This window comes from Streptomyces sp. NPDC093591 (assembly GCF_044764885.1).
Classification (GTDB): Bacteria; Actinomycetota; Actinomycetes; order Streptomycetales; family Streptomycetaceae; genus Streptomyces.
The window spans coordinates 135,163-160,175 of record NZ_JBIWIY010000025.1 but is presented as its reverse complement, the minus strand read 5'-3'; the positions used below and the strand labels follow the sequence as shown (position 1 = coordinate 160,175).

The following is a 25,013-nucleotide window of genomic DNA, read 5'->3' as shown; positions in this document are numbered from 1 at the left end:
CTCCAGCACGGCGGCCGCCCCGCCTTCGAGGTCCGCGCCGTCCTCGCCGCCACCCTCTCGCCCACCTGGGGCATCTACAGCGGCTACGAACTGTGTGAGAACACCCCGCTGCGCACCGGCAGCGAGGAATACCTCCACTCGGAGAAGTACCAGCTGCGCCCCCGCGACTGGGAGACAGCCGAACGCGCAGGCCGCACCATCACCCCCCTGATCACCCGGCTCAACGCCATCCGAAGGAGCCACCCCGCACTCCACCGGCTCAGGAACCTCCGCTTCCACCGGACCGACAACGACGCGCTCATCGCGTACAGCAAACGCACGGGCCCGGACACCGTTCTGGTGATCGCCAACCTCGATCCCCACCACACCCAGGAGGCCACGGTCTCGTTGGACATGCCGCAACTCGGCCTGGACTGGGATGCCTCCCTGTCCGTGCTCGACGAACTGACGGGTGAGACCTACCGCTGGGGCAGGACCAACTACGTACGCCTGGAGCCCGGCAGGGCCCCCGCGCACGTGTTCCACGTCCAGGCATCACCACCCCAGATCGGAGGGTCCCCCGCGTCATGACCGTCAACGAGCCCGTGCTGGACACCTTCGAGGACACCCCTGCCAAGGATCGTGACCCGGACTGGTTCAAGCGCGCCGTCTTCTACGAGGTCCTGGTCCGCTCCTTCCACGACAGCAACGGCGACGGCGTCGGCGACCTCAAAGGCCTCACCGCGAAACTCGACTACCTGCAATGGCTCGGCGTCGACTGCCTGTGGCTGCCGCCCTTCTTCAAATCACCCCTGCGCGACGGCGGCTACGACGTCTCCGACTACACCTCCGTCCTGCCCGAATTCGGCGACCTCGCTGACTTCGTCGAATTCGTGGACTCCGCCCACCAGCGGGGCATGCGGGTCATCATCGACTTCGTCATGAACCACACCAGCGACCAGCACCCGTGGTTCCAGGAATCGAGGAAGGACCCCGACGGCCCCTACGGCGACTACTACATGTGGGCCGACGACGACAAGGCCTACGCCGACGCCCGCATCATCTTCGTCGACACCGAACCCTCCAACTGGACGTACGATCCGGTGCGGGGTCAGTACTTCTTCCACCGCTTCTTCTCCCACCAGCCGGACCTCAACTACGAGAACCCGGCCGTGCAGGAGGAGATTCTGGCCGCCCTCCGTTTCTGGCTGGACCTCGGAATCGACGGATTCCGGCTGGACGCGGTGCCGTATCTGTACGCGGAGGACGGCACGAACTGCGAGAACCTTCCCGCCACCCATGAGTTCCTGAGGCGGGTCCGTCGCGAGATCGACGCGATGTATCCGGACACGGTGCTGCTGGCGGAAGCGAACCAGTGGCCCGAGGACGTCGTCGACTATTTCGGCGACTTCCCGAGCGGTGGCGACGAATGCCACATGGCCTTCCACTTCCCCGTCATGCCACGGATCTTCATGGCCGTACGGCGGGAATCCCGCTACCCGGTCTCGGAAATCCTCGCCAAGACCCCCGCCATCCCCTCCGGCTGCCAATGGGGCATCTTCCTGCGCAACCACGACGAGCTGACCCTCGAAATGGTCACCGACGAAGAGCGCGACTACATGTGGGCGGAATACGCCAAGGACCCGCGGATGCGCGCCAACATCGGCATCCGCAGGCGCCTCGCCCCGCTCCTCGACAACGACCGTCATTCGATCGAGCTCTTCACCGCCCTGCTGCTCGCCCTGCCGGGCAGCCCGATCCTCTATTACGGCGACGAGATCGGCATGGGCGACAACATCTGGCTCGGCGACCGCGACGCCGTCCGCACACCGATGCAGTGGACCCCGGACCGCAACGCCGGCTTCTCTTCCTGTGACCCGGGCCGCCTCTGCCTCCCCACGATCATGGACCCGGTCTACGGCTATCAGGTGACGAACGTCGAGGCCTCCATGGCCTCCCCGTCCTCGCTCCTGCACTGGACCCGCCGCATGATCGAGATCCGCAAGCAGAACCCGGCCTTCGGACTCGGCTCCTACACGGAACTGCAGTCCTCCAACCCGGCGGTGCTCGCCTTCCTGCGCGAGTACGAGGACGACCTCGTGCTGTGCGTGAACAACTTCGCGCGCTTCGCGCAGCCCACCGAGCTCGACCTGCGCGAGTTCAGCGGGCGGCATCCGGTGGAGCTGTTCGGCGGGGTCCGCTTCCCGGCCATCGGTGAGCTGCCGTATCTGCTGACCCTCGGGGGCCACGGCTTCTACTGGTTCCGGCTCTCCCGAGTCGCATCCCGCATCGGCAGACGACTTTGAGCGTGAGCTTCGAGCGTGTGCCGAGGAAAGGACGGGTCACCATGCAGAAGACCGCATCTCCCCGACCGAGCCGTACGGTCGACGCGAGCCCCATGGCCTCGCTCGCCGGGCTGCTGCGCGAGTGGCTGCCACGGCAGCGCTGGTTCGCGGGCAAGGACCGGCCCGTCACGGATCTCGCGCTGCTGTCGATGACGGAGCTGTTTCCGGGCTGTCTGCATCTGCTGGTGCACGCCGGCCACTCGGGGGTCCCCGCACCCGGAGGCGCTCCTCCGGCCGGTGACTGCTACCAGCTGCTGCTCGGCGTACGGCAGCATCTGTCGCCGCGGCTCGGCCGGGCGCTCATCGGCCGTGCGGAGGAGGGGCCGCTGGCCGGTCTGACGGTCTTCGACGCGTTGCAGGACCCCCGCTCGGCCCAGCTGCTTCTGGAGCGGCTGCGGCATCCGGGCGCGGCCGGTCCGCTGCGCTTCGAGGCGGACCCGTCCGTCGCGCTGTCGGCGGGTCTCGTGCCGCGGGTGCTGGACGCCGAGCAGTCCAACTCCTCGCTGGTGTACGGCGACACGTACATCCTGAAGCTCTTCCGGCGCATCCAGCCGGGCGTCAACCCCGACCTGGAGCTGTCCGGCGCGCTCGCCGAGCAGGGCTGCCGTCGGGTACCGGCCCCCGTGGCCTGGTTCCGCACGACGCATCCCTGGGAGGCGACGCTCGGCGTGCTGCAGCCGTTCCTGCGGGACGCCTCCGACGGCTGGACGCTGGCGCTGGACGCGCTGGCCTCGGGCGGCGACTTCACCGCGGAGGCCCACCAGCTGGGGCGGGCGACGGCGGAGGTGCACCTGGCGCTGGCCTCGGCCTTCCCCTCCCGGACCCACGGCGAGAACGGACGTACGGCGGCGGCGATGACGGAGCGCCTGGAGATCGCCGCGCACTTCGTCCCCGCGCTCCAGCCCTACGTCCCCGGCCTGCGCACCGCCTTCGGCGCCCTCGCCAGCTGCGATCCCGGGCCGCCCGCCCAGCGCATCCACGGCGACCTGCACCTCGGTCAGGTGCTGCGGGCCGGCCGGGAGTGGTTCGTCATCGACTTCGAGGGTGAACCGTCCCGCCCGCTCGCCGAACGGCGGGGCGTCCACTCGCCGGTGCGGGACATCGCCGGCATGCTGCGCTCCTTCGACTACGCCGCCCGGCAGCGCCGACCGTGGCGTCCGGAGTGGGCGCGCCGCTGCCGGGAGGCCTACTGCGCGGGCTATGCCGCCCTCGCCGGGTGGGACCCGCGCAAGAAGCACGGCTTGCTGCGTGCTTACGAGACCGACCGCGCCGTGTACGAGGTCCTGTACGAGGCCCGGCACCGACCCGACTGGTTGCCCGTACCGATGGCGGCGATCGAACGCCTCGCCGTGAGAGGAGCCTGACCCCATGGCCCTGCACGAGACCTCGCCCCCCGAGTCGGCCGGACCGGGCCGGCGCGCCGCCGCGCCCGACCTGGACCCGGCCGAGCGGGAGCGCCTGCTGTCGGGCGCCCACCACGATCCGCACGCGCTGCTCGGCGCGCATCCGGTGCCGGGCGGGATCGCCTTCCGGGCGCTGCGCCCGTTCGCGCGTGCGGTGAACGTGGTGGTCGACGGCGAGCGCACCGGGCTCGTCTCCGAGGGAGGCGGCCTCTTCTCCGGCGTACTGCCGCTGGACGCGATCCCGGCCTACACGCTCACGGTGTCGTACGCCGAGGACGGGTCCGACGAGCGCGAGGTCCACGACCCGTACCGCTTCCTGCCCGCCCTCGGCGAGCTGGACCTCCATCTCATCCGCGAGGGACGGCACGAGGAGCTGTGGAAGGCGCTCGGCGCCGAGCCGATGACCCACCAGGGCGTGCCCGGCACCCGCTTCACGGTGTGGGCGCCGAACGCCCAGGGTGTGCGGGTCGCCGGGGACTTCACCTGCTGGGACGGAACCGCGTTCCCGATGCGCTCCCTCGGGGCGTCCGGGGTGTGGGAACTGTTCCTGCCGGGCATCGGCGAGGGCGCCCGGTACAAGTTCGAGATCACCTCCCGCTACGGGCACCGCTTTCTCAAGGCCGACCCGATGGCGCGCCGTGCGGAGGTGCCGCCGGACACGGCGTCGATCGTGCACGCCTCGCACTACGAGTGGAGCGACGAGAGGTGGATGACGCACCGGGGCGACGTGCCGGTGCACCAGGCTCCGTTCTCGGTCTACGAGGTTCACCTCCCGTCGTGGCGGCCGGGTCTGACCTACCGCGAGCTCGCCGAGGAGCTGCCCGCGTACGTCCGCGACCTCGGTTTCACCCACGTCGAGTTCATGCCGGTCGCGCAGCACCCCTTCGCCGGTTCCTGGGGCTACCAGGTCACCGGGTTCTACGCGCCGACCGCGCGGCTCGGTACGCCCGACGACTTCAAGTACCTGGTGGACGCCCTGCACCAGGCCGGCATCGGGGTGATCGTGGACTGGGTGCCGGCCCACTTCCCCAAGGACGACTGGGCGCTGGCCCGGTTCGACGGGGACCCGCTGTACGAGCCCGGGGACTCGCGGCGGGCCGAGCACCCGGACTGGGGGACGTTCGAGTTCGACTACGGGCGTACCGAGGTGCGCAACTTCCTCGTCGCCAACGCGACCTACTGGTGCGAGGAGTTCCACATCGACGGGCTCCGGGTGGACGCCGTCGCCTCCATGCTCTACCTCGACTACTCGCGGGACTCCGGGCAGTGGGCGCCGAACGTCTTCGGCGGCCGGGAGGACCTGGACGCGATGGCGTTCCTGCAGGAGATGAACGCGACCGTGTACCGGCGCAATCCCGGGGTCGTCACGATCGCGGAGGAGTCGACCGCCTGGGGCGGGGTGACCCGGCCGACCGACAGCGGCGGGCTGGGGTTCGGCCTGAAGTGGAACATGGGCTGGATGCACGACTCGCTGCAGTACATGACCAAGGAGCCCGTCCACCGCAAGTACCACCACAACGAGATGACGTTCTCGATGGTGTACGCGTACAGCGAGAACTACGTCCTGCCGATCTCCCACGACGAGGTCGTGCACGGCAAGCAGGCGCTGGTGTCCAAGATGCCCGGCGACTGGTGGCAGAGACGCGCCAACCACCGCGCGTACCTCGGTTTCATGTGGGCCCATCCCGGCAAGCAACTCCTCTTCATGGGCCAGGAGTTCGCCCAGGGCGCGGAGTGGTCGGAGGCGCACGGTCCCGAGTGGTGGCTGCTGGATCCCGGGTACGCGTCCGCGGGTGACCATCGGGGCGTGCGGGATCTGGTCCGTGACCTGAACACGTTCTACCGGGCGACGCCTGCTCTGTGGGAGCGGGACACCGACCCGTCCGGCTTCCAGTGGGTGCTCGGCGACGCCGCCGACGACAACGTCTTCGCCTTCCTCCGGTACGGCGCCGACGGAGACGTCCTGCTCGCCGTCTCCAACTTCTCCCCCGTCGTCCGGCACGACTACCGCCTGTGGGTGCCGGACCACATCGATGTCTGGCACGAGACCCTCAACACCGACGCCGCGCATTACGGCGGCAGCGATGTCACCAATCCCGAACCCCTCAAACCGGAGGACGGGCACATCCGGCTGACGTTGCCTCCGCTCGCCACGGTGTGGCTGTCGCCCTGATCCGGCCGGGATCACCGAACGGGGTCAATTGTCAGTTCTCGACACCGCGCGCTCTCAGCTGGGCTAGATTCGGGCAGCGCCGATAACAGTACTCATCGGTGACGTCACACCCGGTACGCATCAGGAGCAGCGCATGCGCGATCCCGGCCTCGCTCCCCCGACCGTCGCACCTCTGACCGGTGGGCTCGCCGACAGCCTCTTCGCGACGGCGGCCCTCGATCCCACACTGCCGTTGCTCGCGCGCCGCCCCGACCCCTCCTCCACCACCTGGGAGGAGGTGGCCGCCGCGGAAGTGCGCGACGAAGTGACCGATCTGGCCAAGGGGTTGATCGCGTCCGGGATCTCGCCGGGCCGGCGCGTGGCCATCATGGCGCGCACGCGTTACGAGTGGACGGTGTTCAGTTACGCCCTGTGGGCGGTGGGCGCCGAGGCGGTCCCGATCTATCCGACGTCGTCGCGCGACCAGGTCGAGTGGATGCTGCGGGACGCCGAGTGCGTGGCCGTCGTCGTCGAGGACGAGCAGGCGCTCATGACGGTCGGTTCCGTGTGCGGATCGCTGCCGCGGCTGCGCCATGTCTGGCAGCTGGACGTGGGAGGGCTGCAGCAGCTGGTGGAGCGGGGCGAGTTCATTCCGCTGACGACGGTCGAGTCACTGCGCCGGATCGTGCTGCCGGACTCCACCGCGGTCATCGCCTACACCTCCGGCACGACCGGCCGGCCCTTGGGCTGCGCGCTGAGCCACCGGAACCTGGCCAGCACGTGCGACACGCTCCTCGCGGGCTGGGGCCACAAGGTGGTGCCGCCGGGAGAACAGGCGTCCGTTCTCGCCTTCCTGCCCTTCTCTCACGTGTACGGCCTCCTGGTGCAGACCCTGTGCGTCCGCGGCGGCATGCTGATGGGCCACGAACCCGACCTGAGCGAGGCAGCTCTGTCGGCAGCCGTGCGCTCCTTCAGGCCCACCTACTTCTGCGCCGTGCCGTCGATCTTCGAGAAGATGTACAAGAACGCCCTGCGCACGGCCCAACAGGCGGGCCGGGGTGCGCTGTTCGAGCGGGCCGCCGACACGGCCCGGGACTTCGCGGCGGCCCTGGAACGTCAGCGGCTGGGCGGGGGGCCGGGCCCCGGCTTCGATCTGCGGCTGCAACATGCCCTGTACGAGCGGACGGTGTACCGCAAGTTCCGCGCCGCACTGGGCGGCCGGGTGATGCTCGCGACGTCCGGCGGCTCGCCCCTGAACCGTGAGCTGTCCCTCTTCTACGAGGGCATCGGCATCTACGTGAACGACGCGTACGGGCTCACGGAGGCCAGCGGCGGGGTCACGGCGCCGCCGGTGGGCCGGGAGATGTCGGGGACGGTCGGGCAGGCGCTGCCCGGCATGGACATCCGGTTGGCCGACGACGGGGAGATCCTGGTGCGGGGGCCGTCGGTGTTCCAGGGCTACATCAACGACGAGGCCGCGACGCGGGCGGCGCTGCGCGGCGGCTGGCTGGCCACCGGGGACCTCGGCCGGCTGGACTCCGACGGCTATCTGACGATCACGGGGCGCAAGAAGGACGTCATCGTCACGAGCAGCGGCAAGAACGTCTCCCCGGCGCTCCTGGAGCAGCGGCTCAGGATGCATCCGCTGGTGCACCAGGCGGTGGTCGTAGGCGACAACCGGCCGTGCGTCGGGGCGCTGATCACCCTGGACCCCGACTTCCTGGCCTACTGGCGCGAGGGCCTCGCGGTGCGCAGCGACGCGCGGGTGCGGGAGGCGCGGGAGGAGAACGCGCTGCGGGAGGAGATCGCCCGGGCCGTGGCCGCGGCCAACAGTGCGGTGTCGCGCCCCGAGTCCATCCGCGTGTTCCGGGTGCTGCCGGAGCCGTTCGACGTGGCCAGCGGCTTGCTGACACCGTCGATGAAGCTGCGCCGCGACGCGATCGTGCGGCACTACGCGCTGCAGATCGACGCGATGTACCAGGCCCGCTCGCGCGCGCCCCGGGAGCAGGTGGTGGACGAGCAGGCGCACTGGGACGACGCGGACAACGTCTTCCGCTGAGCGTGGAGCGGCCCTACTCGCCGGTGGTGAGCCGTACGACGTTGGACTGCTCGCCGAGGACGATGGCGCGGATCCGGAAGGTGGCCTGTTTCTCGCCGGGCAGGGTGACCAGTGTCGTGTGGACGACGTCCGGTTCGACGACGGCGACGGGGTCGTACCGGTCGCTGTCCTGCTTGCGCATCTCCAGGAGGAATCCGTCCTCGTTCGTGGAGTCGTCGGTCCAGGTGAAGCGGATGCCGTCCGGGAGTTCGGCGCGAACCGGCCGGGAGACGGGGCCCCGGTAGGCCCGCAGGCGGTAGCGGAACGTGGTGTGCGGCAGCAGGTCGGGGTGGTGGTAGGCCGACACCTGCGGGGGCAGATGGTCCAGAACGGTGTAGGGTCCCGCCTCCTCGGTCGCGAACTCCAGCACATAGCCGTCGACTCCCGGCCGGGCTTGCGTCCAGTCGAGGTCGATGTCGGTGGGTGTCGTGAGGACACCTCGCAGGGGCTGTTCGGTGTCGCCGGGGCCGGCCGTGCAGGCCGACAGCGCCAGGATCAGCGCCGCCGGCGCTGCGATGCGCGCCTTTCCTCGCATTCGGCGGCCGCTACTTGCGCCAGAAGCGGATGTCGCGCCACTCCACGGTGGCCGGCCCGCTGCCGCTGTTGGTGCGGTAGGCGCCGAACTTGTCGTAGAAGCTGCCGCCGGGGCTGGCGTAGGTGTGCTTGAGCGAGCCGTTGATGTAGGTGCGGTGTTCGACGCCGACCTGGTGGACTGTGTTGACGCGGACGGTCGCGCCGACGGTCCCGGCGCCCGAGAGCGTGGCGCCGCCGTGCACCGCGTACAGCCTGCCGCCGCGCTCGACGGCGAGCATGAAGTAGGGGCCGGAGGCCGACTCGTTGAAGGTCTGCTTGAGGCTGATCCGGGTGCCGTTGAGGCCGGTGATGCGGAAGTAGCCCTCGAACTGGCGGGTTCCGCCGGTGTAGGTGGCGTAGCGCCGTTCAGCCCGTTGGTCGCCGCTCGCCGTGGAGCAGGTGAGCCGGAACGTCAGGCCGTCGACCTGGCCGCAGCCGCGCTCCTGTACGGAGTATCCGGGTGACACCGACTGCCAGCCGCCGGGCTCGACTTCGGCGAAGGCCTGCGGGGCGACGAGCAGCGACGTGGCGCACAGCGCCGAGGTGACGGTGAAGGTGCGCAGGCGTGTGAGCATCCTGCCTCCTGTCCGAGTGGGGGGTGGGCCGCACATCACACACGTGGATCATGTATGTGAACATCGGCCCCCGATTTGGACGAGCGACCGGGACACTAGGTCCAGACCAATCAACCGTCAAGAGATCACGCGTACATGTCTTTCGCTTCCGAACCGGTGTGCCCCCGCGCAGGTTGGGGCAAGGTGGCTGTCGACGGGTTCATCTGCCTGCCGCACCCGGCTGGCGGAGCGGTCGGTGGCGCGGTGGGATCAATGCGTGCGAAGCAGCGATCCAGGGGCAGGCGAACGACGTCAGGCAGCCCGCCTGGAGCCGCAGAAGGGAACATCACCGTGACACGACCCAGGATCCTGGTGGTTGGCGCAGGCTTCGCCGGAGTCGGCTGCGTTCGCAGGCTGGAACGCAAACTCTCCCCCGACGAGGCCGAGATCACCTTGGTGACGCCGTCCTCCTACCAGCTCTACCTGCCACTTCTGCCCCAGGTCGCCTCCGGCGTCCTGACACCCCAGTCGATCGCCCTGTCCCTGCGTCGCAGCCGCAAGTACCGGACCCGGATCATCCCGGGCGGCGCCATCGGCGTGGACCTCGCGGCCAAGGTCTGCGTCATCCGCACCATCACCGACGAGGTCGTCAACGAGCCGTACGACTACATCGTGCTGGCCCCCGGGAGCATCACCCGCACGTTCGACATCCCGGGGCTCACCGACCACGCGTACGGCATGAAGACGCTCGCGGAGGCCGCCTACCTGCGCGACCACGTCATCTCCCAGCTGGACCTCGCCGACGCCAGCCACGATCCGGCCGAGCGCGCCGCACGGCTGCAGTTCGTGGTGGTCGGCGGCGGCTACGCGGGCACCGAGACCGCCGCCTGTCTGCAGCAGCTCACCCACAACGCGGTCAAGCGCTATCCGCGGCTCGACCCGAAGCTGATCAGGTGGCATCTGATCGACATCGCGCCGAGGCTGATGCCCGAGCTCGGCGAGAAGCTGGGCAGCGCCGCCCAGGAGATCCTGCGCAAGCGGGGTATCGAGATCTCCCTCGGCGTGTCCATCGCGAAGGCGGGTCCCGACGAGGTCACCTTCACCGACGGCCGCGTCGTCCCCACCCGGACCCTGATCTGGACCGCCGGTGTCGTGGCCAGTCCGCTCATCGGCACGCTCGGCGCGGAGACGGTCCGGGGGCGGCTCGCGGTCACGGCCGAGATGAACCTGCCGGGCCACGACGGGGTGTTCGCCCTCGGCGACGCCGCCGCGGTGCCCGACGTGGCCAAGGGCGAGGAGGGCGCCGTCTGCCCGCCCACCGCCCAGCACGCCATGCGCCAGGGCAAGGTCGTCGCCGACAATGTCATCGCGGCCCTGCGCAACCAGCCGCTGCGGCCGTACGAGCACAAGGACCTCGGTCTGGTCGTCGACCTCGGCGGCCGCGACGCCGTCTCCAAGCCCCTCGGCGTCGAGTTGAAGGGGCTGCCCGCCCTCGCGGTCGCCCGCGGCTACCACTGGTCGGCGCTGCGCACCAACGTCGCCAAGACCCGCGTCATGACGAACTGGCTGCTCAACGCCATCGCCGGGGACGACTTCGTGCGCACCGGCTTCCAGTCCCGCAGTCCGGCCAAGCTCAAGGACTTCGAGTTCGTGCACGCGTATCTGACGCCGGAGCAGCTGCGGGCGCAGGTGTCCGGGAAGGACGGCGCCGAGGGGGCGGACGGGTGAGGTGACGGCCGCGGCGAGGCCGTGGCCGGAGGCGTGAACGGGGAGAGAGCGGGAGAGAGTACGGCGGCGTGAGGGCAGTGGGACGGCCGGTGCGGGCGCGACTGCGCGACCGTGTCGCGGCGTCGGACCCCGGACTGCTGCGGCTGAGTGCCGGGCTGCGCACGGCGGGCGCGATCGCCCTCGCGGTCGCCGTGCTCGCCCTGCTGGACACCGATGTGACCCACCTGGTGGCGGGGGCGCTGGCGGCGATGGTCGCCACCTTCGCCATCCGGGAGAAGCAGCGCGGGCAGCAGGCCGTCACACTCGCCCTGGGCCTGCCGGTGGCGCTGACGTCCATGACTCTGGCGGCGGCTCTGCACAGCCATGTCGTGGCCGGCGACCTCGTCTTCGTCGCGCTCATCTTCTGTGCCGTCTACGGCCGCAGGTTCGGCGACCGGGGTACCGCGCTCGGCCTGATCGGCTTCCAGATCTACTTCGTGTCCCTGTTCGTCGGCGCCACCGTCTCCGCTCTGCCCCAGCTGTACGGGGCGGTCGCCGTGGCCTTCACCTGCAGCGCGCTGCTGCGGTTCGCCCTCGTCCCCGAGACGCCGACCGGGGTGCTCGCGCGGCTGCGCAAGGCCTTCCGGGCCCGGCTGGCGCAGCTGCTGTCCGCGCAGCTCGACCTGCTGGACGCCGGTCCGGACGAGGCGGACCGGGCGCTGGAGCGCGTGCGCGAGGGCACGGCACGCCTGCATGAGACGGCGTTGCTGATCCAGGGCCGGCTGGCGGAGGGGACCGCCGACGAGGCCGTGGCGCGGCTGGTCCAACGGCGTGTCGCGGACGCCGAGATCGCCGCCGAGCGGCTGGGGCTGGCACTGCTGGCCGCACGCGGCGCCGACCGGGCGGACACGCTGGCCCTGCATCTGCCGGGAGCGCCCTTCCCCTCGGGCGGCCGAATGCCCGTACGGGGCGAGGGGACCGCCGCGCTGCGCCGGGACCTCCAGGCGCTGCGCCTGCTCGTCCTGCGTCCGGTCGGCCAGGCCACCGGCACCGGGCTGTCCCGCGTCCGCAACCGGCTCCTCGGCTACCGCGACGAGGAGAATCTGCCCGACGCCTCCCCCGCCGTGCAGGACGCCTTCCGGGCCGTCGGCGAGGCCGCACGCGCGGTCCTCGGGCTGCGGATCGCGCTCGGCGGGCCGCAGGACGAGTCCGACGACACCCCGGCCACGGCCCGTTCCCGCGAGGAACTGGACGCGGAGGACGCCGTGCTCGACGCCGACGCGGAGGACGCCCCGGAGCAGGCCACCGGGCTGCGGCGGCCCACCACACGCGCCGCCGTGCAGGTGGCCGTCGGGTCGACGCTGGCCATGGTCGGCGGCGAGCTGCTGTCCCGCGACCGCTGGTACTGGGCGGTGCTGACCTGCTGGATCGTGTTCCTCAACACCGCGTCCACGGGCGAGATCCTGGTCAAGGGCTACCGCCGGCTGCTGGGCACCGTGCTCGGCGTCCTGGCCGGCATCGTGCTGGCGGGCGCCGTCGGGCGGCACACCTGGACGGCGTTCGCGCTGGTGCTGCTGTGCGTGTTCGCGATGTTCTACTCGGCACCGCTGTCCTACACGCTGGTGTCGTTCTTCGTCACCGCGGCGCTCGGGCTGCTCTACACGCTGCTGCACACCTACAGCCTCTCGGTGCTCGTGCTGCGCATCGAGGAGACCGCGCTCGGCGCGGCGTGCGGGGTGATCGCGGCCGCACTGGTCCTGCCGGTGCGGACGGACCGCCGTACGAACGACCTCCTCGCCACCGTCCTCGAACGGCTCGGCGCCGTCACCCGCAGCGCCGTCGAGCAGCTCAGCGGCGGGCCGCCCGTGGACCTGCTCGACCAGGCGCGCGACCTGGACCAGGCGCTGGCCGATCTGCGTGCGGCCACCCGGCCCCTCACGCATCCGGTGACGCCCCTGCGGGCCCGGCGGGAGACCGCGCGCTATGTCGTCGCACTGCTGGAGACGTGCGCGTACCACGCGCGTGCGCTGGCCGCGACCGCCGAACTGCTGCCCACCCACCCCTCGATCGCGGCGGACCCCCGGCTGCGCCGGGCCGCGGGGCGCATCGCCCACAACATCGAGGCGATCGCCGCTCATGTCACCGACGCACACGCCACGGACGGGATCGAGACGGGCCCGAGCATCGCCTCGCTCCTCGGCCGGACCGCCTCCGGCGCACCGCGCTACGGCCGGGTCACCGATCGTGTCCTGCGGCATCTGCAGCGCCTCGACGAGGGTGTGGCCGGTCTGGCCCGTCCTCTGGGGGTGCCGGTGAAGACTTCGGACGGATGACTGCTCATCGGGCCGATACCGGGGTACGCGGATGACATGACCGATGTCGTGGACTCAGACGAACTGTTGCGGCGCATGCAGCGCGCCAGGGCCTGTGCCCGGCAGGAGGAGCGGACGTGGCGGGCGAAAAGCGAGCAGCTGCGGTCGGCGGACCCCGACGGGGCCCGTGACGCCGCCGTACGGACGCTGGCCTACGAGGCCGTGGTGACGGTGCTGGAGGAGATCCTGACGCCGGGCAAACACTCGGAGGCGAAGTGAAACCTGGATCGGAGTGAAACCGGTCACTGACCCCGGTCCCGGGTACGCAGAATCCCCTCAGATGGTTTACGGTTCATCCATACGTGGTCAGGGGGTAGACCGCAATCGTCCCCCGCGCACCACCACCTACGGCCCTGGCTGGCCTCCCCCGTCCGGCCAGGGCTTTTTAATGCGCGCAGCGGCCCGCCGCGCGCCGGCTCCCGGCCGAAACCGTCCTCCGCCGAGGTGCTCAGGGCGGCGGCAGCGGCTGAAATGGACCCAGGGAAAGCCCCGGAACCTCAGTCGCCGGCGAGGAGCCCCGTGTCATGACCAAAGCGATCAAACTGCTGACCGCCCTGCCGCCGCCTCAGCGTGAGCGCCTGATGTCGCTCGCCCGGGAGGTCTCCTTCCAGGAGGACGCCCGGATCTTCGAGGCGGGCGGCACGGCCGACCGCTTCTGGGTCATACGCTCGGGAGCCGTCTCCCTCGACCAGCGTGTGACATCGATCCAGCGGGTGACCGTCGCCAGCCTCGGAGCGGGCGATCTGCTCGGCTGGTCCTGGCTGTTCCCGCCGTACCAGTGGGACTTCGGCGCGGAGGCCTTCAGCCCCGTGCGCGCCTACGAGTTCGAGGCGCCGGCGGTGCTCCGGCTGTGCGAGCAGGATCCGCAGCTCGGGATGTCGCTGGTGCGGCATGTCGCCGAAATCCTCGCGCACCGCCTCGAGATGACCCGGGGCAGGCTGATGGAACAGTACGGACCGCACCGCCGCAGTGCGCTCTGAGCCTCAGACCCGGTAGCGGCGCAGGGCGGGGACCGCCGCGGCCAGGCCCAGCATGACGACGACGACCAGCAGCCCACCGCCCACGGTCGCCGTGCGTGCGCCGAAGGCCGAGCCCGCCGTGCCGTGCAGGACGTCGGCGAGCCGCGGGCCGCCCGCGACGACGACCGTGAAGACGCCCTGCATCCGCCCGCGCATCTCGTCGCTGGCGGCGGACAGCAGGATCGCCCCGCGGAAGACCATCGAGACCATGTCGGCGACGCCGGCGAGGGCGAGGAACATCACCGCGAGCCACAGGCTGCCGCTCAGTCCGAAGCCGGTGATGGCCGCGCCCCAGGCGACGACCGCCCCGATCACCATCCAGCCGTGCCGGCGGGCCCGCGAGAACGTGCCGGAGAACAGCCCGCCGGCCACCGCGCCGATCGGGATCGCCGCGAACAGCAGGCCGAGGGCGAGCCCTTCGCCGTACGACGCGTAGGTCTGGCTCGCCAGTTGCGGGAACAGGGCGCGGGGCATGCCGAAGACCATCGCGATCACGTCGGCCAGGAAGGACAGCAACAGCACCTTGTGCAGGGCGATGTAGCGGAACCCCGCCACGATCTCGCGCACACCCGCGCGCCGCTTCGTCGTGCTCGCCGCGCTCGTCAGGGGCGGCAGGGCGGGCAGCCGTACGACCGCCCAGACCGTGACGCACAGGGCCAGCGCGTCGATGAGGTACAGCTCGGCCAGGCCGATGACGGGTATGAGCACGCCGGCCAGCAGCGGCCCGACCACCTGGCCGGTCTGCATGACGGTCGAGCCGAGGGCGTTCGCGGCGGCCAGCTCGTCGGCGGGCACCAGGCGGGCGATGGAGGCGTTGCGGGCCGGGGCGTTGAGCCCCCAGAACGCCTGCTGCACGGCGAGCAGCACCATCAGCACGGCCACCGACGCGAGGCCGGTGACGGCCTGGAGCCAGAAGAGCACCGAGGTGACGGCGATGCCGCTGTTGGTGATCAGCAGCAGTCTGCGCCGGTCCATGCTGTCGGCGATCGCTCCGCCCCACAGGGCGAACACGATGAGCGGCAGCAGTCCGGCGAGGCTCGCGGCGCCGACCCATGCCGAGGAGCCGGTGATGTCGTAGATCTGCTTGGGCACGGCGACCGCGGTGAGCTGGCTGCCGACGGCCGTGACGATGGTCGAGGACCACAGGCGGCGGTAGGCGGGGCGGCGCAGCGGCCGGGTGTCCATGGCCCAGCGGCGCCAGCCGCGCCGCTGGGATGTCGCCGAAGAGGGGTCCTTCTCCTGTGGTGCGGTGCTGCTCTCGCTGGTGTCCACGGGCTTCCTGGATGCTCGTTACATCTTTCTCGTCCGGGGATCACTATCGCAGCAGCGGCCGCGGGTCGGGATCCGCGTCTCAGCTTCCGGCGATGAGGCCGATACCCAGAGCGATCATCGTCGCGGCGACCAGTCCGTCCAGCACCCGCCAGGCCCCGGGCTTCGCGAGGTGTCGGCTCAGCAGCCGCGCCCCGAAGCCGAGCGCCGCGAACCAGCACAGGCTGGCGAGTGCGGCGCCGACGCCGAACGTCCAGCGCATCGGGCCGCGGTCGGCGGCGATGGTGCCGAGCAGGAAGACGGTGTCGAGGTAGACGTGCGGATTGAGCCAGGTCATGGCGAGGCAGGTCAGCACCGCCCGGCGACGCGACCCGGCCGCGTCGCCGTCGGTCAGCAGGACGCCGCTCGGCCGGAACACCCGCCGGGCGGCGAGCGCGCCGTAGCAGAGCAGGAACACCCCGCCGATCCACGCGACCGCCGTCAGCACCCCCGGCCACGCCACGACGACCGCGCCGACACCGGCCACGCCCAGGGTGATGAGGAGCGCGTCGGACAGGGCGCAGATGCCGACGACGGCGAGGACCGCGTCGCGGCGGATCCCCTGGCGCAGGACGAAGGCGTTCTGGGCGCCGATGGCGACGATCAGGGAGAGGCCGGTGCCGAACCCGGCGGCCGCGGTGGTGAGGGCGTTGGTCATGACCTCGACGCTAGGGAAACGATCACGCCAAGTACAGCTAAAGATTCTTACGTATTCTTAGCTCTCGTGAAGACAGGGATGGCACGGACAGAGCTGACGGAGCTTCCTCTCGACCAGGTGGGGACGCTGCTCGCGGTGGTGGACGAGGGCACTTTCGACGCGGCAGCCGCCGCGCTCCATGTGACGCCGTCGGCCGTGAGCCAGCGCGTGAAGGCGCTGGAGCAGCGCACGGGGCGGGTGCTGCTCGTGCGGACCAAGCCGGTGCGGCCGACCGAGTCGGGCGAGGTCGTCGTCCGGTTCGCCCGCCAGCTGGCGCGGCTGGAGCGCGATGCGCGGGCCGAGCTCGGGATGAGCGGTCCCGGGGAGGCGACCCGGGTGTCGATCGCGGTCAACGCCGACTCGCTGGCGACCTGGTTCCTGCCGGCCCTCACGCGCGTGCCGCAGGAGCCACGGCTCAGCTTCGAGCTGCGACGGGAGGACGAGAGCCGTACGGCGTCGATGCTGCGGGAGGGCCTGGTGATGGCCGCGGTGACCTCGTCACCGGAGGCGGTGGCGGGGTGTTCCGTGCGTGCGCTGGGCCGGATGCGCTATCTGGCCGCGGCAAGCCCGCAGTTCGCCGAGCGGCATCTCGGCGGACCACTGCGGGAGGCCCTGGCGGAGGCGCCGGTGATGACCTTCGACCGCAGTGACGATCTCCAGGACGCCTTCGTCCGCAGGCTCCGGCGCAGCCGCACCGGCGCGAGTGCCGTACGGCACTACGTCCCCACCTCGGAGGGCTTCCTGTCGGCCGTGACCGCCGGAATGGGCTGGGGCATGATCCCCGAGGCCCAGGCCGAGCCGCTCCTCGAAAGCGGCCGCCTCGTGCAGCTGGCCCCGAAGCGGCCGGTCGACGTTCCGCTGTACTGGCAGCAGTGGAAGCTGGATTCGCCGGCGCTGGCCACGGTGACGGAAGCGGTGCTGGCCATGGCGGCGGAGGCGCTGCGCTGAGTGCCGTGCTCGGCCGTTCTTCGTCTGCGGGAGGCGTCGTGGCTGGTCGCGCGCACGCGGCGGAGCCGCACACCGACAGGGCCCCGCGCTCCTTCAGGGCGCTGCGGGACCGCTCACCGAGAGCTGGGCGGCGGCACTGTCCAACAGCATCTCCAGCGCCGTCGGATAAGCGCTGTTCACCATCCGGGTGGCCAGCAGCGGCGCCGCCTCGGCGATCCGCGGATGACTGGCCCGGGGCAGCCGGGCATACGTCGACCGCCACATCCCCTCGTCCGCGCGGAGCGCCTCCCTCGGCAACGCCAACGACGCCGCGTCCAGCGCCGCGAAGGCCAGCGTCTGGTCGATGAAGGCGTGGTAGACGCGCACCGTGTCCGGCAGTGAGAACCCGGCGGTGCGCAGCACGTCCAACACGGCCTCGTCGGCGGCGAGTTCGTTTGCGCGGCCGGTGACCCGGCCGGCCGTCAGCACGGCGGCCTGCGGATGGGCCACGTACGCGGCGTGGATGCGCAGCCCCACGGCACGCAGGTCGGCCCGCCACTGTCCCGTCGGCTCCCAGCCGTACAGCGCCTGGCCGATGAGGGCGTCGCCGATGGCGAGGGTGAGGTCGTCCATGCCGCGGAAGTACCGGTACAGCGTGCTCGGGTCGGCGTCGAGCGCGAGGCCCAGGCGGCGGGCGGTGAGGCCGGCGCTGCCGTGTTCGCGCAGCAGGCGCAGCGCCGTGTCGACGATCAGCCGCTCCGAGAGCACGGTGCCGCTCTTCGTGGGACGTCGCCGCCGCCGCTTCTCCTCCGGAACGACCGGTTTCGGCACCCCGCCTCCCTCCTGCCCTCTCCTTATGCCAACGCCATTGACCTTACGCGAGCGGGCGGCGTTGTATCTGCGGCGGGGCCCCACCACGCCGTCACCCGGCGTAGACCTTCAGTCGTCAGTCGAGGGAGTCTTGTCATGCGTGTACTGCTCGTGGGAGCCGGCGGAGTGGGCGGCGCCGTCACCCGGATCGCGGCCCGGCGTCCGTTCTTCGAGGCGATGGTCGTCGCCGACTACGACCTCGCGCGTGCCGAGGCAGCCGTGGCGGCGCTCGGCGGTGACGGCCGGTTCCGGGCCGAGCGCGTCGACGCGAGCGACGAGGCGGCGGTGGCCGCGCTGCTGGAGCGGCACGCGTGCGACGTGCTCCTCAACGCCACCGACCCGCGGTTCGTGATGCCGCTGTTCCGGGCGGCGCGCACGGCCGGGGCCACGTATGTCGACATGGCGATGTCGCTGTCGCGGCCGCATCCGCAGCGGCCGTACGAGGAGTGCGGGGTCAAGCTGGGCGACGCCCAGTTCGAGCAGGCCGCCGAGTGGGAGAAGGCGGGCGTCCTGGCGCTCGTCGGCATGGGCGTGGAGCCGGGCCTGTCGGACGTCTTCGCCCGGCATGCGGCCGACGAACTCTTCGACGAGATCGAGGAGATCGGCGTCCGCGACGGCGCGAACCTCACCGTCGACGGCTACGACTTCGCCCCGTCGTTCAACATCTGGACCACGATCGAGGAGTGCCTCAATCCACCGGTGGTCTACGAGGACGGCCGCGGCTGGTTCACCACCGAGCCGTTCAGCGAGCCCGAGGTGTTCGACTTTCCCGAGGGCATCGGCCCGGTCGAGTGCGTGAACGTGGAGCACGAGGAGGTGCTCCTGATGCCGCGCTGGGTGGACGCGCGCCGCGTGACCTTCAAGTACGGCCTGGGCGAGGAGTTCGTCCGCACGCTGAGGACGCTGCGCCTGCTGGGCCTGGACCGCACCGAGCCGGTGACGGTGCCGAGCGCCGCCGGGCCGGTGGAGGTCTCGCCGCGGGACGTGGTCGCCGCGTGTCTGCCGGATCCGGCGACGCTGGGCGAGCGGATGCACGGAAAGACCTGTGCGGGCACTTGGGTGCGGGGCGTCAAGGACGGCAAGCCGCGCGAGGTGTACCTGTACCACGTGGTCGACAACCAGTGGTCCATGACGGAGTACGGCTCCCAGGCCGTGGTGTGGCAGACCGCCGTCAATCCGGTCGTCGCCCTCGAACTCCTCGCCACCGGCGCCTGGTCCGGGGCGGGCGTGCTGGGCCCGGAGGCCTTCCCGGCCCGCCCCTTCCTGGATCTGCTGACGGCGTACGGCTCCCCGTGGGGCATGCGCGAACAGTGACCGGATTCGCCGGTGTCCCACGGGGTTTCACTCACGCATCGACAGGCGACTCGAAACCGAGTAATGCATCCACCGAGGGCACGTACGACGATCGCAGGTGACTTTGATGGACGACTGGCGAGACCACGCCGCCTGCCGCCATGAGGACCCCGACCTCTTCTACCCGATCGGCACATCCGGGCCGACGCTGCTGCAGACGGAGCAGGCCAAGGCGGTCTGCCGGCGCTGCTCGGTCCAGGAGCAGTGTCTGCGCTGGGCGCTCGACACGGAGCAGTTCATCGGGATCTGGGGCGGCACGAGCGAGAACGAGCGACGTGCGCTGCGGCGGCGGGCCCGACGGAGCGGATAGCCGGCGGATCAGCGGGAGACGCGTCGCGTCCGCACGGGTCAGCCGGGCGCCGCGGCTGCCGGCAACCGCAGCGCGAACACGGAACCGGTACCGGGCTCGCTCACCGCGTCGACGGTTCCCCCGTGCGCGGCGACCAGGTGCCGGACGATCGGCAGGCCCAGCCCGCTGCCTCCGGTACGCCGGCTGCGGGACTTCTCCGCGCGCCAGAACCGGTCGAAGACGTACGGCAGGTCCTCGGGGTCGATTCCGGCCCCCGTGTCGGCGACTTCGAGGACGACGTCGTCGCCCTCGCGCCGGGCGGTGAGCGTGACGGTGCCGTCGGCCGGCGTGTGGCGCAGGGCGTTGGAGACGAGGTTGCCCAGGGCCTGGCGCATGCGCACGGGGTCGGCGTCCAGCCAAGGGGTGCCGTCCGCCGCGGTACGCAGGCTGACGCCCGCCGTGTCTGCGGCGACGCGGTGGGCGGCGGCCACCTGGTCGAGGAGTTCGTCGGCGCGGACGGGCTCGCGGTGCAGGCGCAGGGTTCCGGCGTCGGCGGCGGCGAGGTCCTGGAGGTCGTCGATGACGCGTTGGAGGACGAGGGACTCGTCGTGCAGCGAGGCGAGCAGGGCGGGGTCGGGGTCGACGACGCCGTCGCGGGTGACTTCCAGCCAGCCGCGGATGTTGGTGAGCGGGCTGCGCAGTTCATGGGCGATGTCGCTGACCATCGCCTTGCGCTGGGCCTCCAACCGCTCGCGCCGCTCGGTGAGGTCGTTGAACGCAGTGGCGAGGATGCCGGTCTCGTCGCGGGTGGTGACGGGGACGCGCACATGCAGCTCGGGCGGCTGCTGGGCCGCCTCCGTCAGCGCGCGCAGCGGCCGGACGAGCCGGGTGGCGACGACGGCGGTCACGGCCACGGTGACGGCCAGCACCAGCCCGGCGGCACCGACGACCTTGGCCTTGTTGGCCGGGGACATGTCGAACCGCACGGCGGTGGTGTCCCCACCGCCCAGGAAGAGTTCGGCGACGGGGGCGACGTACGGGTCGAGCTGGGCGCGGCGTGCCGCGTCGACGCAGCGTTCCGCCTCGCGCAGGACCTCGCGGTCGCCGGGCCTGACGTCCTTGCCCAGGAGGTAGCGGGTGCCCAGGCGTTGCTCGGTCACGTCGACGGCGACGAACTTGTTCATGCTCGGCCCCATTCCGTGCTTGTCCAGGCATGCCCGGGAGCGCTCGGCCAGATCGGCCAGGGCCTTCTCCTCGGTCGGTGTGGGGGTGTTGAGCAGCCCGTCGGCGCACGCCTCGGGCACATGGCCGCCCGCGACGGGACCGTCGTGGTCCGTGACGACGGGGCGGCCGCTCGGCGTCTGGACGACCTCGGCGTCATAGCCGTTGCGGGCGAAGCAGTTCTGCCGGACCAGGGCGAGCTTGTCCAGCCTGGCCCGCTCCGCATCCGTCACCCGGTACGGGCCCACCACCCGCGGATCGATGCCGCCGCGCTGTGCCCCGCGCTCCGTGTACGTGTCGAGGTGCAGGGGGTCGACGGTGGCGGCGGCGCGCGGCGGCAGGGAGGTGCCGGGCGGGGCCGAGTCGGCGATCGTCCTGCGGTCTGTGGTCGTCAGGGCGATACGGCGACCCGTCCGTGCCGACAGTTCCCGTACGGCGTCCTGCACTCCCCGCCATTCGGGGTGCGTCGCCGCGTAGCCGCTGAGCCGGGCCAGGACGTCCATGTCCTCCGCGAGAACCTGTCCCTGCTCCTCCCGCAGCGCCCGGGTGGTGGTCTCCACCGCCAGCCAGGCCGTCGCCGCCACCGAGCACACGGCGATCAGCACCGTGGCGATCAGCAGCCGGACCAGGAGGCGCTTGCGCAGCGGTACGCGCCGGTTCATCACCGGCCGCCGCTGAGCTTGTAGCCGACGCCGAACACGGTCAGCAGCCGCACCGGCCTGCGTGGATCGGCCTCGATCTTCTTGCGGAGGTTCATGATGTGGACGTCCACGGCCCGTTCGGTGGAGGCCCGGTCGGTGCCCCGGGTGCACTCCAGCAACTGCCGCCGGGTGAAGACCCGTTCGGGCTCGGCGGCCATGGCGAGCAGGATCTCGAACTCGGCGGGCGTGCACTCGACGCCGGCACCGTCGCAGAGCACCTCGTGCCGTACGGGGTCGACGGCGATGCCCGCCGCCCGTACGACCGGCTCCTCCCGCCGGTCGGCGCCGCGCCCGCTGCGCCGCAGCACGGTGCGGATACGGGCCATCAGCTCGCGGGGGCTGTACGGCTTGGTCATGTAGTCATCGGCCCCGAGTTCGAGGCCGAGCAGTACGTCGTCCTCGGTCGAGCGCGCCGTCAGCATCAGCACGGGGACGTCGTCGTCGCGGCGCAGCACCCGGCACACCCCGAACCCGTCGATCACGGGCAGCATCAGGTCGAGGACGACGAGGTCGGGCCTGAGCCTGCGGGCGGCGTCGAGGGCGGCCGACCCGTCGTGGACCACGGTGGCGGTGTGGCCCTCCGCCAGCAGGGAGCGGCGTATGAGTTCGGCCTGCATCTCGTCGTCCTCGGCGACCAGCACATGTGCGCACACGCGGCGGATCCTAAGCGGTCGGGGGGATTTCAGCGGGCCAGGGACTTGGCGTCGCCCATGACGACGACGGGATGCCGGTCGGGGTCGAGCGCCCGCAGCAGCTCCCTCATGTGCTCGCGCGTGATGCTGACACAGCCCTGGGTCGGCCCGTCGTGGTCGACGTGCAGCCATATGCCGCCGCCCCGCCCCGCGCCGAGCGGGCGGGTCCAGTCGAGGGGCGAAGTTCCGGGCTCGCGGTTGTAGTTGATGGCGATCACGTAGTCGAAGGAGCCGGCGAGGGGCTCGCCCTCGAAGCCGGTGCCGGTGGCGGTGAATCCGACGCCGTGGTCGTACGGCAGCCTGGTTCCGGGGTCGCGGAGCAGGCCGCCGGCGTCCGTGAGCGTGAAGACCCCGATGGGTGAGCGCAGGTCGCCGGCGCGGTGGTGGTCGGTCCAGCCGCGCAGGGCGTTGTGGGCGGGCCAGCTGTCGCCCGCTTCCCAGCCGGAGTCGGTGCGCTCGTACAGGACGACGGTGGACTGCGGGGAGTTCCTGCCGCGTCCGGTGACGACGACGGCCTGCCGGGTCTCCGAGGGCACCTCGGCCCAGGTCTCCGGGCCCAGGCCGGGCAGGTGCCGCGGGGCGGCCCGCCGGGTGGTCTGGGGCGTGGGCGCAGCCGTCGCGGACGTACCCGGCACAGCCGTGCCCGCCGTGGCCGTGGCGGCGGGCTCGTGAGCCGGTGTCGCCACGGCTCCGCCGCCGCATCCGGTCAGCAGCAGGGAGGCGGCCAGCAGTGCGGCACGAGGCCGATCGGTGATCATGACTCGACCTTGGCCTACAGGTGTGAGGAACTCGTCAGGAGCTACGGCTTGTTCGGCTTGCCCTCGGTGTACACCCACGTGTGGAACAGGGCGGTCAGCTCTCTGCCCGACACGCGCTCCGCGAGCCGGACGAACTGCGCCGTCGTGCCGTGGCCGTCGCGGCGCTCGGCCGCCCAGGTCCGCAGGATCCGGAAGAACGCCCGTTCCCCGACCGTCGTACGGAGTCGGTGCAGGGCCATGGCGCCGCGGGCGTAGACGGGGGTGCCGAAGATGTTCGCGCCGCTGCCCGGGGCGCCGGGCGGGAACGCCCACAGATCGTCGTCGGCGGGGCGTGCGTACAGCTCGTCGAAGGCATCCTGCGCGCTGTCGCCGCCGTGCTGCTCGCCGTGGAGCCACTCGGCGTAGGTCGCGAAGCCCTCGTTGAGCCAGATGTCCTTCCAGCTGGTCAGGGACACGGAGTTGCCGAACCATTGATGGGCGCTCTCGTGGACGAGGGTGCCGACGTCCGGCGCCCGGTCGTACACGGGACGCGTCTGGGTCTCCAGCGCGTACCCGACGTCCGGTGCCCGGTCCACGATCGCACCGGCGGCCCGGTACGGGTAGGGCCCGAAGAGCTTGCTCGCCCACTCCAGGACGGAGGGCAGCTTCTTCAGTACGGGTGCCGCCTCGGCGGCCTCGCGCGGGTCGACGGCGTTGTAGACCCGGATGCCGTCGCGGGTGGTGTACTGCTCGACCCGGAACCTCCCCACGGTCGCCGTGGCGAGGTAGGCGGCCATGGGTTCGGGCTGGTGCCAGCGGAAGGTGGTCAGGCCGTTCCTCGTCCACTTCCCGAGCAGGACGCCGTTGGCGACGGCGGTGCGGCCCTTGGGGACGGTGATCGTGAAGTCGTACGACGCCTTGTCCTTGGGGTGGTTGTTGGCCGGGAACCAGGTCATGGCGCCCTGCGGCTCCCCGGCGACGAAGGCGCCGTCGTCGGTGGGGATCCAGCCGTCGAGGGTGCCGTCCGGGTCGGTCACCGGGCCGGGGGTGCCGTTGTAGGTGACCGCGACGCGGAACACCTGGCCCTGGCGCAGGGCATGGCGCGGGGTGACGACGAGTTCCTGTCCGTCGCGCCGGAAGCCGGCCTTGTGGTGGTCGACGGTGAGTGCGGTGACCTTCAGGCCGTTGAGGTCGAGGTCGAAGCGGGTCAGGGACCGGGTGGCACGAGCCGTCAGCACCGCTTTGCCGTCGAGGTGACGGCTCGCCGGGTCGTGACGGAGGGTCAGGTCGTAGTGCTTGACGTGGTAGCCGCCGTTGCCGGCCAGCGGGAAGTACGGGTCACCCGCGCCGGACTCACCGAGGGGCCCGGCCGACGCGGGCCCGGCGGTCGCGAGGAGGGCGGCCAGGGCGAGGGGGACGGTCGCGAGGACGGCTTCACGGCGCAGGACGGCCGTGCGTCCGGTGGCCCGCTTCCCGATGACCTGCTTCACGTGTGCGCCTCCGGCGTGGGGGGGTGGGCAACGGCCTCACCCTAGGCGTCAGATCGCCCGCGACCCCCTCACCCTGGCCAGGTTGTGTCGCTTTGACGGCCGTATGAGTGCGCGGCAGTAAGCTCCGTGCACGACTTCGACCGAGAAAGGCACGCTTGTGAGCATTCGGGTCCGCCGCGTGTACGAACCGCCCGAGCCGGAGGACGGCGTGCGGGTGCTGGTCGACCGTCTGTGGCCGCGCGGTCTGTCGAAGGACGCCGCCCGCGTGGACGAGTGGCCCAAGGGGCTCACCCCGTCGACGGAGCTGCGCCGCTGGTATCACGCGGACGAGAGGTCGTACGAGGAGTTCGCCGAGCGGTACGAGGCGGAGCTCGCCGAACCCGAGGCGGCCGAACTCGTCGATCACGTGCGGGAGTTGGCGAGCAAGGGCGAGGTGACCCTGCTGACCTCGTCGAAGTCCCCCGAGCGGAGTCACGCCGCCGTGCTGGCCCGTCTCCTCCGGGCGTGACGCCTGCTTCGGGCGTGA

22 protein-coding genes are annotated in these 25,013 nt (G+C 71.4%); 13 read left to right on the top strand and 9 right to left on the bottom strand.

Translation table 11 applies throughout. The features are described 5' to 3' along the window. The 5 genes from ACIREI_RS41160 to ACIREI_RS41140 form a co-directional block, all read left to right on the top strand. A partial coding sequence (locus ACIREI_RS41160; protein ID WP_403344730.1) for a DUF3459 domain-containing protein occupies positions 1–570 on the top strand: 570 nt, incomplete at its 5' end. Further along, on the top strand, positions 567–2,285 hold the full coding sequence (treS, locus tag ACIREI_RS41155) for a maltose alpha-D-glucosyltransferase (protein ID WP_403344728.1): 1,719 nt from the start codon (positions 567–569) through the stop codon (positions 2,283–2,285). The genes ACIREI_RS41160 and treS, both read left to right, overlap by 4 nt. Positions 2,286–2,326: 41 nt before the next feature. Then, on the top strand, positions 2,327–3,688 hold the full coding sequence (locus tag ACIREI_RS41150) for a maltokinase (protein ID WP_403344725.1): 1,362 nt from the start codon (positions 2,327–2,329) through the stop codon (positions 3,686–3,688). A 4-nt stretch (positions 3,689–3,692) separates the two neighbouring features. Next, positions 3,693–5,900 carry a 1,4-alpha-glucan branching enzyme gene (gene glgB / locus ACIREI_RS41145; protein ID WP_403344722.1) on the top strand — a complete coding sequence of 736 codons (2,208 nt, stop codon included), beginning with the start codon at positions 3,693–3,695 and terminating at the stop codon, positions 5,898–5,900. A gap of 133 nt (positions 5,901–6,033) precedes the next feature. After that, positions 6,034–7,938 carry an AMP-dependent synthetase/ligase gene (locus tag ACIREI_RS41140; protein WP_403344719.1) on the top strand — a complete coding sequence of 635 codons (1,905 nt, stop codon included), beginning with the start codon at positions 6,034–6,036 and terminating at the stop codon, positions 7,936–7,938. Positions 7,939–7,951: 13 nt separating this feature from the next. On the opposite strand, the gene ACIREI_RS41135 is transcribed toward ACIREI_RS41140, so the two are convergent. Further along, positions 7,952–8,512: a hypothetical protein gene (locus ACIREI_RS41135; RefSeq protein WP_403344717.1), complete on the bottom strand. Its 561-nt coding sequence runs from the start codon at positions 8,510–8,512 to the stop codon at positions 7,952–7,954. Positions 8,513–8,522: 10 nt separating this feature from the next. Continuing rightward, on the bottom strand, positions 8,523–9,125 hold the full coding sequence (locus ACIREI_RS41130) for a hypothetical protein (protein ID WP_403344714.1): 603 nt from the start codon (positions 9,123–9,125) through the stop codon (positions 8,523–8,525). 324 nt (positions 9,126–9,449) lie between these two features. Here ACIREI_RS41130 and ACIREI_RS41125 point away from each other — a divergent pair, with 324 nt between their 5' ends. The 4 genes from ACIREI_RS41125 (at position 9,450) to ACIREI_RS41110 (ending at position 14,163) form a co-directional block, all read left to right on the top strand. Then, positions 9,450–10,832, top strand: a complete 1,383-nt coding sequence (locus tag ACIREI_RS41125) for an NAD(P)/FAD-dependent oxidoreductase (protein ID WP_403344747.1) — start codon at positions 9,450–9,452, stop codon at positions 10,830–10,832. Positions 10,833–10,900: 68 nt separating this feature from the next. Next, complete coding sequence (locus tag ACIREI_RS41120) at positions 10,901–13,144, top strand: FUSC family protein (protein ID WP_403344711.1); 2,244 nt, start codon at positions 10,901–10,903, stop codon at positions 13,142–13,144. Between the two features lie 36 nt (positions 13,145–13,180). Further along, positions 13,181–13,402 carry a hypothetical protein gene (locus tag ACIREI_RS41115; protein WP_403344708.1) on the top strand — a complete coding sequence of 74 codons (222 nt, stop codon included), beginning with the start codon at positions 13,181–13,183 and terminating at the stop codon, positions 13,400–13,402. 305 nt (positions 13,403–13,707) lie between these two features. Continuing rightward, positions 13,708–14,163, top strand: coding sequence for a cyclic nucleotide-binding domain-containing protein (locus tag ACIREI_RS41110; RefSeq protein ID WP_403344706.1), 456 nt, complete (start codon positions 13,708–13,710; stop codon positions 14,161–14,163). A gap of 3 nt (positions 14,164–14,166) precedes the next feature. On the opposite strand, the gene ACIREI_RS41105 is transcribed toward ACIREI_RS41110, so the two are convergent. Both ACIREI_RS41105 and ACIREI_RS41100 read right to left on the bottom strand, forming a co-directional pair. Continuing rightward, a complete protein-coding gene (locus tag ACIREI_RS41105; protein ID WP_403344703.1) occupies positions 14,167–15,474 on the bottom strand; it encodes an MFS transporter in 1,308 nt (435 codons plus the stop codon). Positions 15,475–15,553: 79 nt separating this feature from the next. Continuing rightward, positions 15,554–16,168: a LysE/ArgO family amino acid transporter gene (locus ACIREI_RS41100; RefSeq protein WP_403344700.1), complete on the bottom strand. Its 615-nt coding sequence runs from the start codon at positions 16,166–16,168 to the stop codon at positions 15,554–15,556. Positions 16,169–16,246: 78 nt separating this feature from the next. Here ACIREI_RS41100 and ACIREI_RS41095 point away from each other — a divergent pair, with 78 nt between their 5' ends. Then, positions 16,247–17,155: a LysR family transcriptional regulator ArgP gene (locus ACIREI_RS41095; RefSeq protein WP_403344697.1), complete on the top strand. Its 909-nt coding sequence runs from the start codon at positions 16,247–16,249 to the stop codon at positions 17,153–17,155. Between the two features lie 93 nt (positions 17,156–17,248). Here ACIREI_RS41095 and ACIREI_RS41090 read toward each other — a convergent pair whose 3' ends face one another. Next, entirely contained in the window at positions 17,249–17,965 is a 717-nt protein-coding gene (locus tag ACIREI_RS41090; RefSeq protein ID WP_403344696.1) for a TetR/AcrR family transcriptional regulator, read from the bottom strand. A gap of 135 nt (positions 17,966–18,100) precedes the next feature. Here ACIREI_RS41090 and ACIREI_RS41085 point away from each other — a divergent pair, with 135 nt between their 5' ends. Then, positions 18,101–19,318: a saccharopine dehydrogenase family protein gene (locus ACIREI_RS41085; protein WP_403344693.1), complete on the top strand. Its 1,218-nt coding sequence runs from the start codon at positions 18,101–18,103 to the stop codon at positions 19,316–19,318. Between the two features lie 106 nt (positions 19,319–19,424). Then, positions 19,425–19,667, top strand: a complete 243-nt coding sequence (locus ACIREI_RS41080; protein ID WP_403344690.1) for a WhiB family transcriptional regulator — start codon at positions 19,425–19,427, stop codon at positions 19,665–19,667. 38 nt (positions 19,668–19,705) lie between these two features. Here ACIREI_RS41080 and ACIREI_RS41075 read toward each other — a convergent pair whose 3' ends face one another. From ACIREI_RS41075 to ACIREI_RS41060, 4 genes are read right to left on the bottom strand one after another with little or no spacing between them, the layout of a single operon-like run. Continuing rightward, positions 19,706–21,529, bottom strand: coding sequence for an ATP-binding protein (locus ACIREI_RS41075; RefSeq protein WP_403344688.1), 1,824 nt, complete (start codon positions 21,527–21,529; stop codon positions 19,706–19,708). Further along, complete coding sequence (locus ACIREI_RS41070; protein ID WP_403344685.1) at positions 21,529–22,221, bottom strand: response regulator; 693 nt, start codon at positions 22,219–22,221, stop codon at positions 21,529–21,531. Before ACIREI_RS41070 ends, ACIREI_RS41075 begins: the two co-directional genes overlap by 1 nt. 29 nt (positions 22,222–22,250) lie before the next feature. Next, entirely contained in the window at positions 22,251–23,018 is a 768-nt protein-coding gene (locus tag ACIREI_RS41065) for a L,D-transpeptidase family protein (RefSeq protein WP_403344684.1), read from the bottom strand. Positions 23,019–23,059: 41 nt separating this feature from the next. Further along, on the bottom strand, positions 23,060–24,487 hold the full coding sequence (locus ACIREI_RS41060) for a M1 family metallopeptidase (RefSeq protein ID WP_403344681.1): 1,428 nt from the start codon (positions 24,485–24,487) through the stop codon (positions 23,060–23,062). A 157-nt stretch (positions 24,488–24,644) separates the two neighbouring features. On the opposite strand from ACIREI_RS41060, the gene ACIREI_RS41055 reads away from it, so the two are divergent. Next, a complete protein-coding gene (locus ACIREI_RS41055; RefSeq protein WP_403344678.1) occupies positions 24,645–24,995 on the top strand; it encodes a DUF488 domain-containing protein in 351 nt (116 codons plus the stop codon). The last annotated feature ends 18 nt before the right edge of the window (positions 24,996–25,013 follow it).

Coding starts and splice junctions, on each gene's coding strand:
- ACIREI_RS41085 (WP_403344693.1), top strand. CDS start 18,101: ATGCGTGTACTGCTCGTGGGAGCCGGCGGAGTGGGCGGCGCCGTCACC.
- ACIREI_RS41075 (WP_403344688.1), bottom strand. CDS start 21,529: ATGAACCGGCGCGTACCGCTGCGCAAGCGCCTCCTGGTCCGGCTGCTG.
- ACIREI_RS41065 (WP_403344684.1), bottom strand. CDS start 23,018: ATGATCACCGATCGGCCTCGTGCCGCACTGCTGGCCGCCTCCCTGCTG.
- ACIREI_RS41130 (WP_403344714.1), bottom strand. CDS start 9,125: ATGCTCACACGCCTGCGCACCTTCACCGTCACCTCGGCGCTGTGCGCC.
- ACIREI_RS41080 (WP_403344690.1), top strand. CDS start 19,425: ATGGACGACTGGCGAGACCACGCCGCCTGCCGCCATGAGGACCCCGAC.
- glgB (WP_403344722.1), top strand. CDS start 3,693: ATGGCCCTGCACGAGACCTCGCCCCCCGAGTCGGCCGGACCGGGCCGG.
- treS (WP_403344728.1), top strand. CDS start 567: ATGACCGTCAACGAGCCCGTGCTGGACACCTTCGAGGACACCCCTGCC.
- ACIREI_RS41135 (WP_403344717.1), bottom strand. CDS start 8,512: ATGCGAGGAAAGGCGCGCATCGCAGCGCCGGCGGCGCTGATCCTGGCG.
- ACIREI_RS41140 (WP_403344719.1), top strand. CDS start 6,034: ATGCGCGATCCCGGCCTCGCTCCCCCGACCGTCGCACCTCTGACCGGT.
- ACIREI_RS41095 (WP_403344697.1), top strand. CDS start 16,247: ATGGCACGGACAGAGCTGACGGAGCTTCCTCTCGACCAGGTGGGGACG.
- ACIREI_RS41110 (WP_403344706.1), top strand. CDS start 13,708: ATGACCAAAGCGATCAAACTGCTGACCGCCCTGCCGCCGCCTCAGCGT.
- ACIREI_RS41150 (WP_403344725.1), top strand. CDS start 2,327: ATGCAGAAGACCGCATCTCCCCGACCGAGCCGTACGGTCGACGCGAGC.
- ACIREI_RS41100 (WP_403344700.1), bottom strand. CDS start 16,168: ATGACCAACGCCCTCACCACCGCGGCCGCCGGGTTCGGCACCGGCCTC.
- ACIREI_RS41115 (WP_403344708.1), top strand. CDS start 13,181: ATGACCGATGTCGTGGACTCAGACGAACTGTTGCGGCGCATGCAGCGC.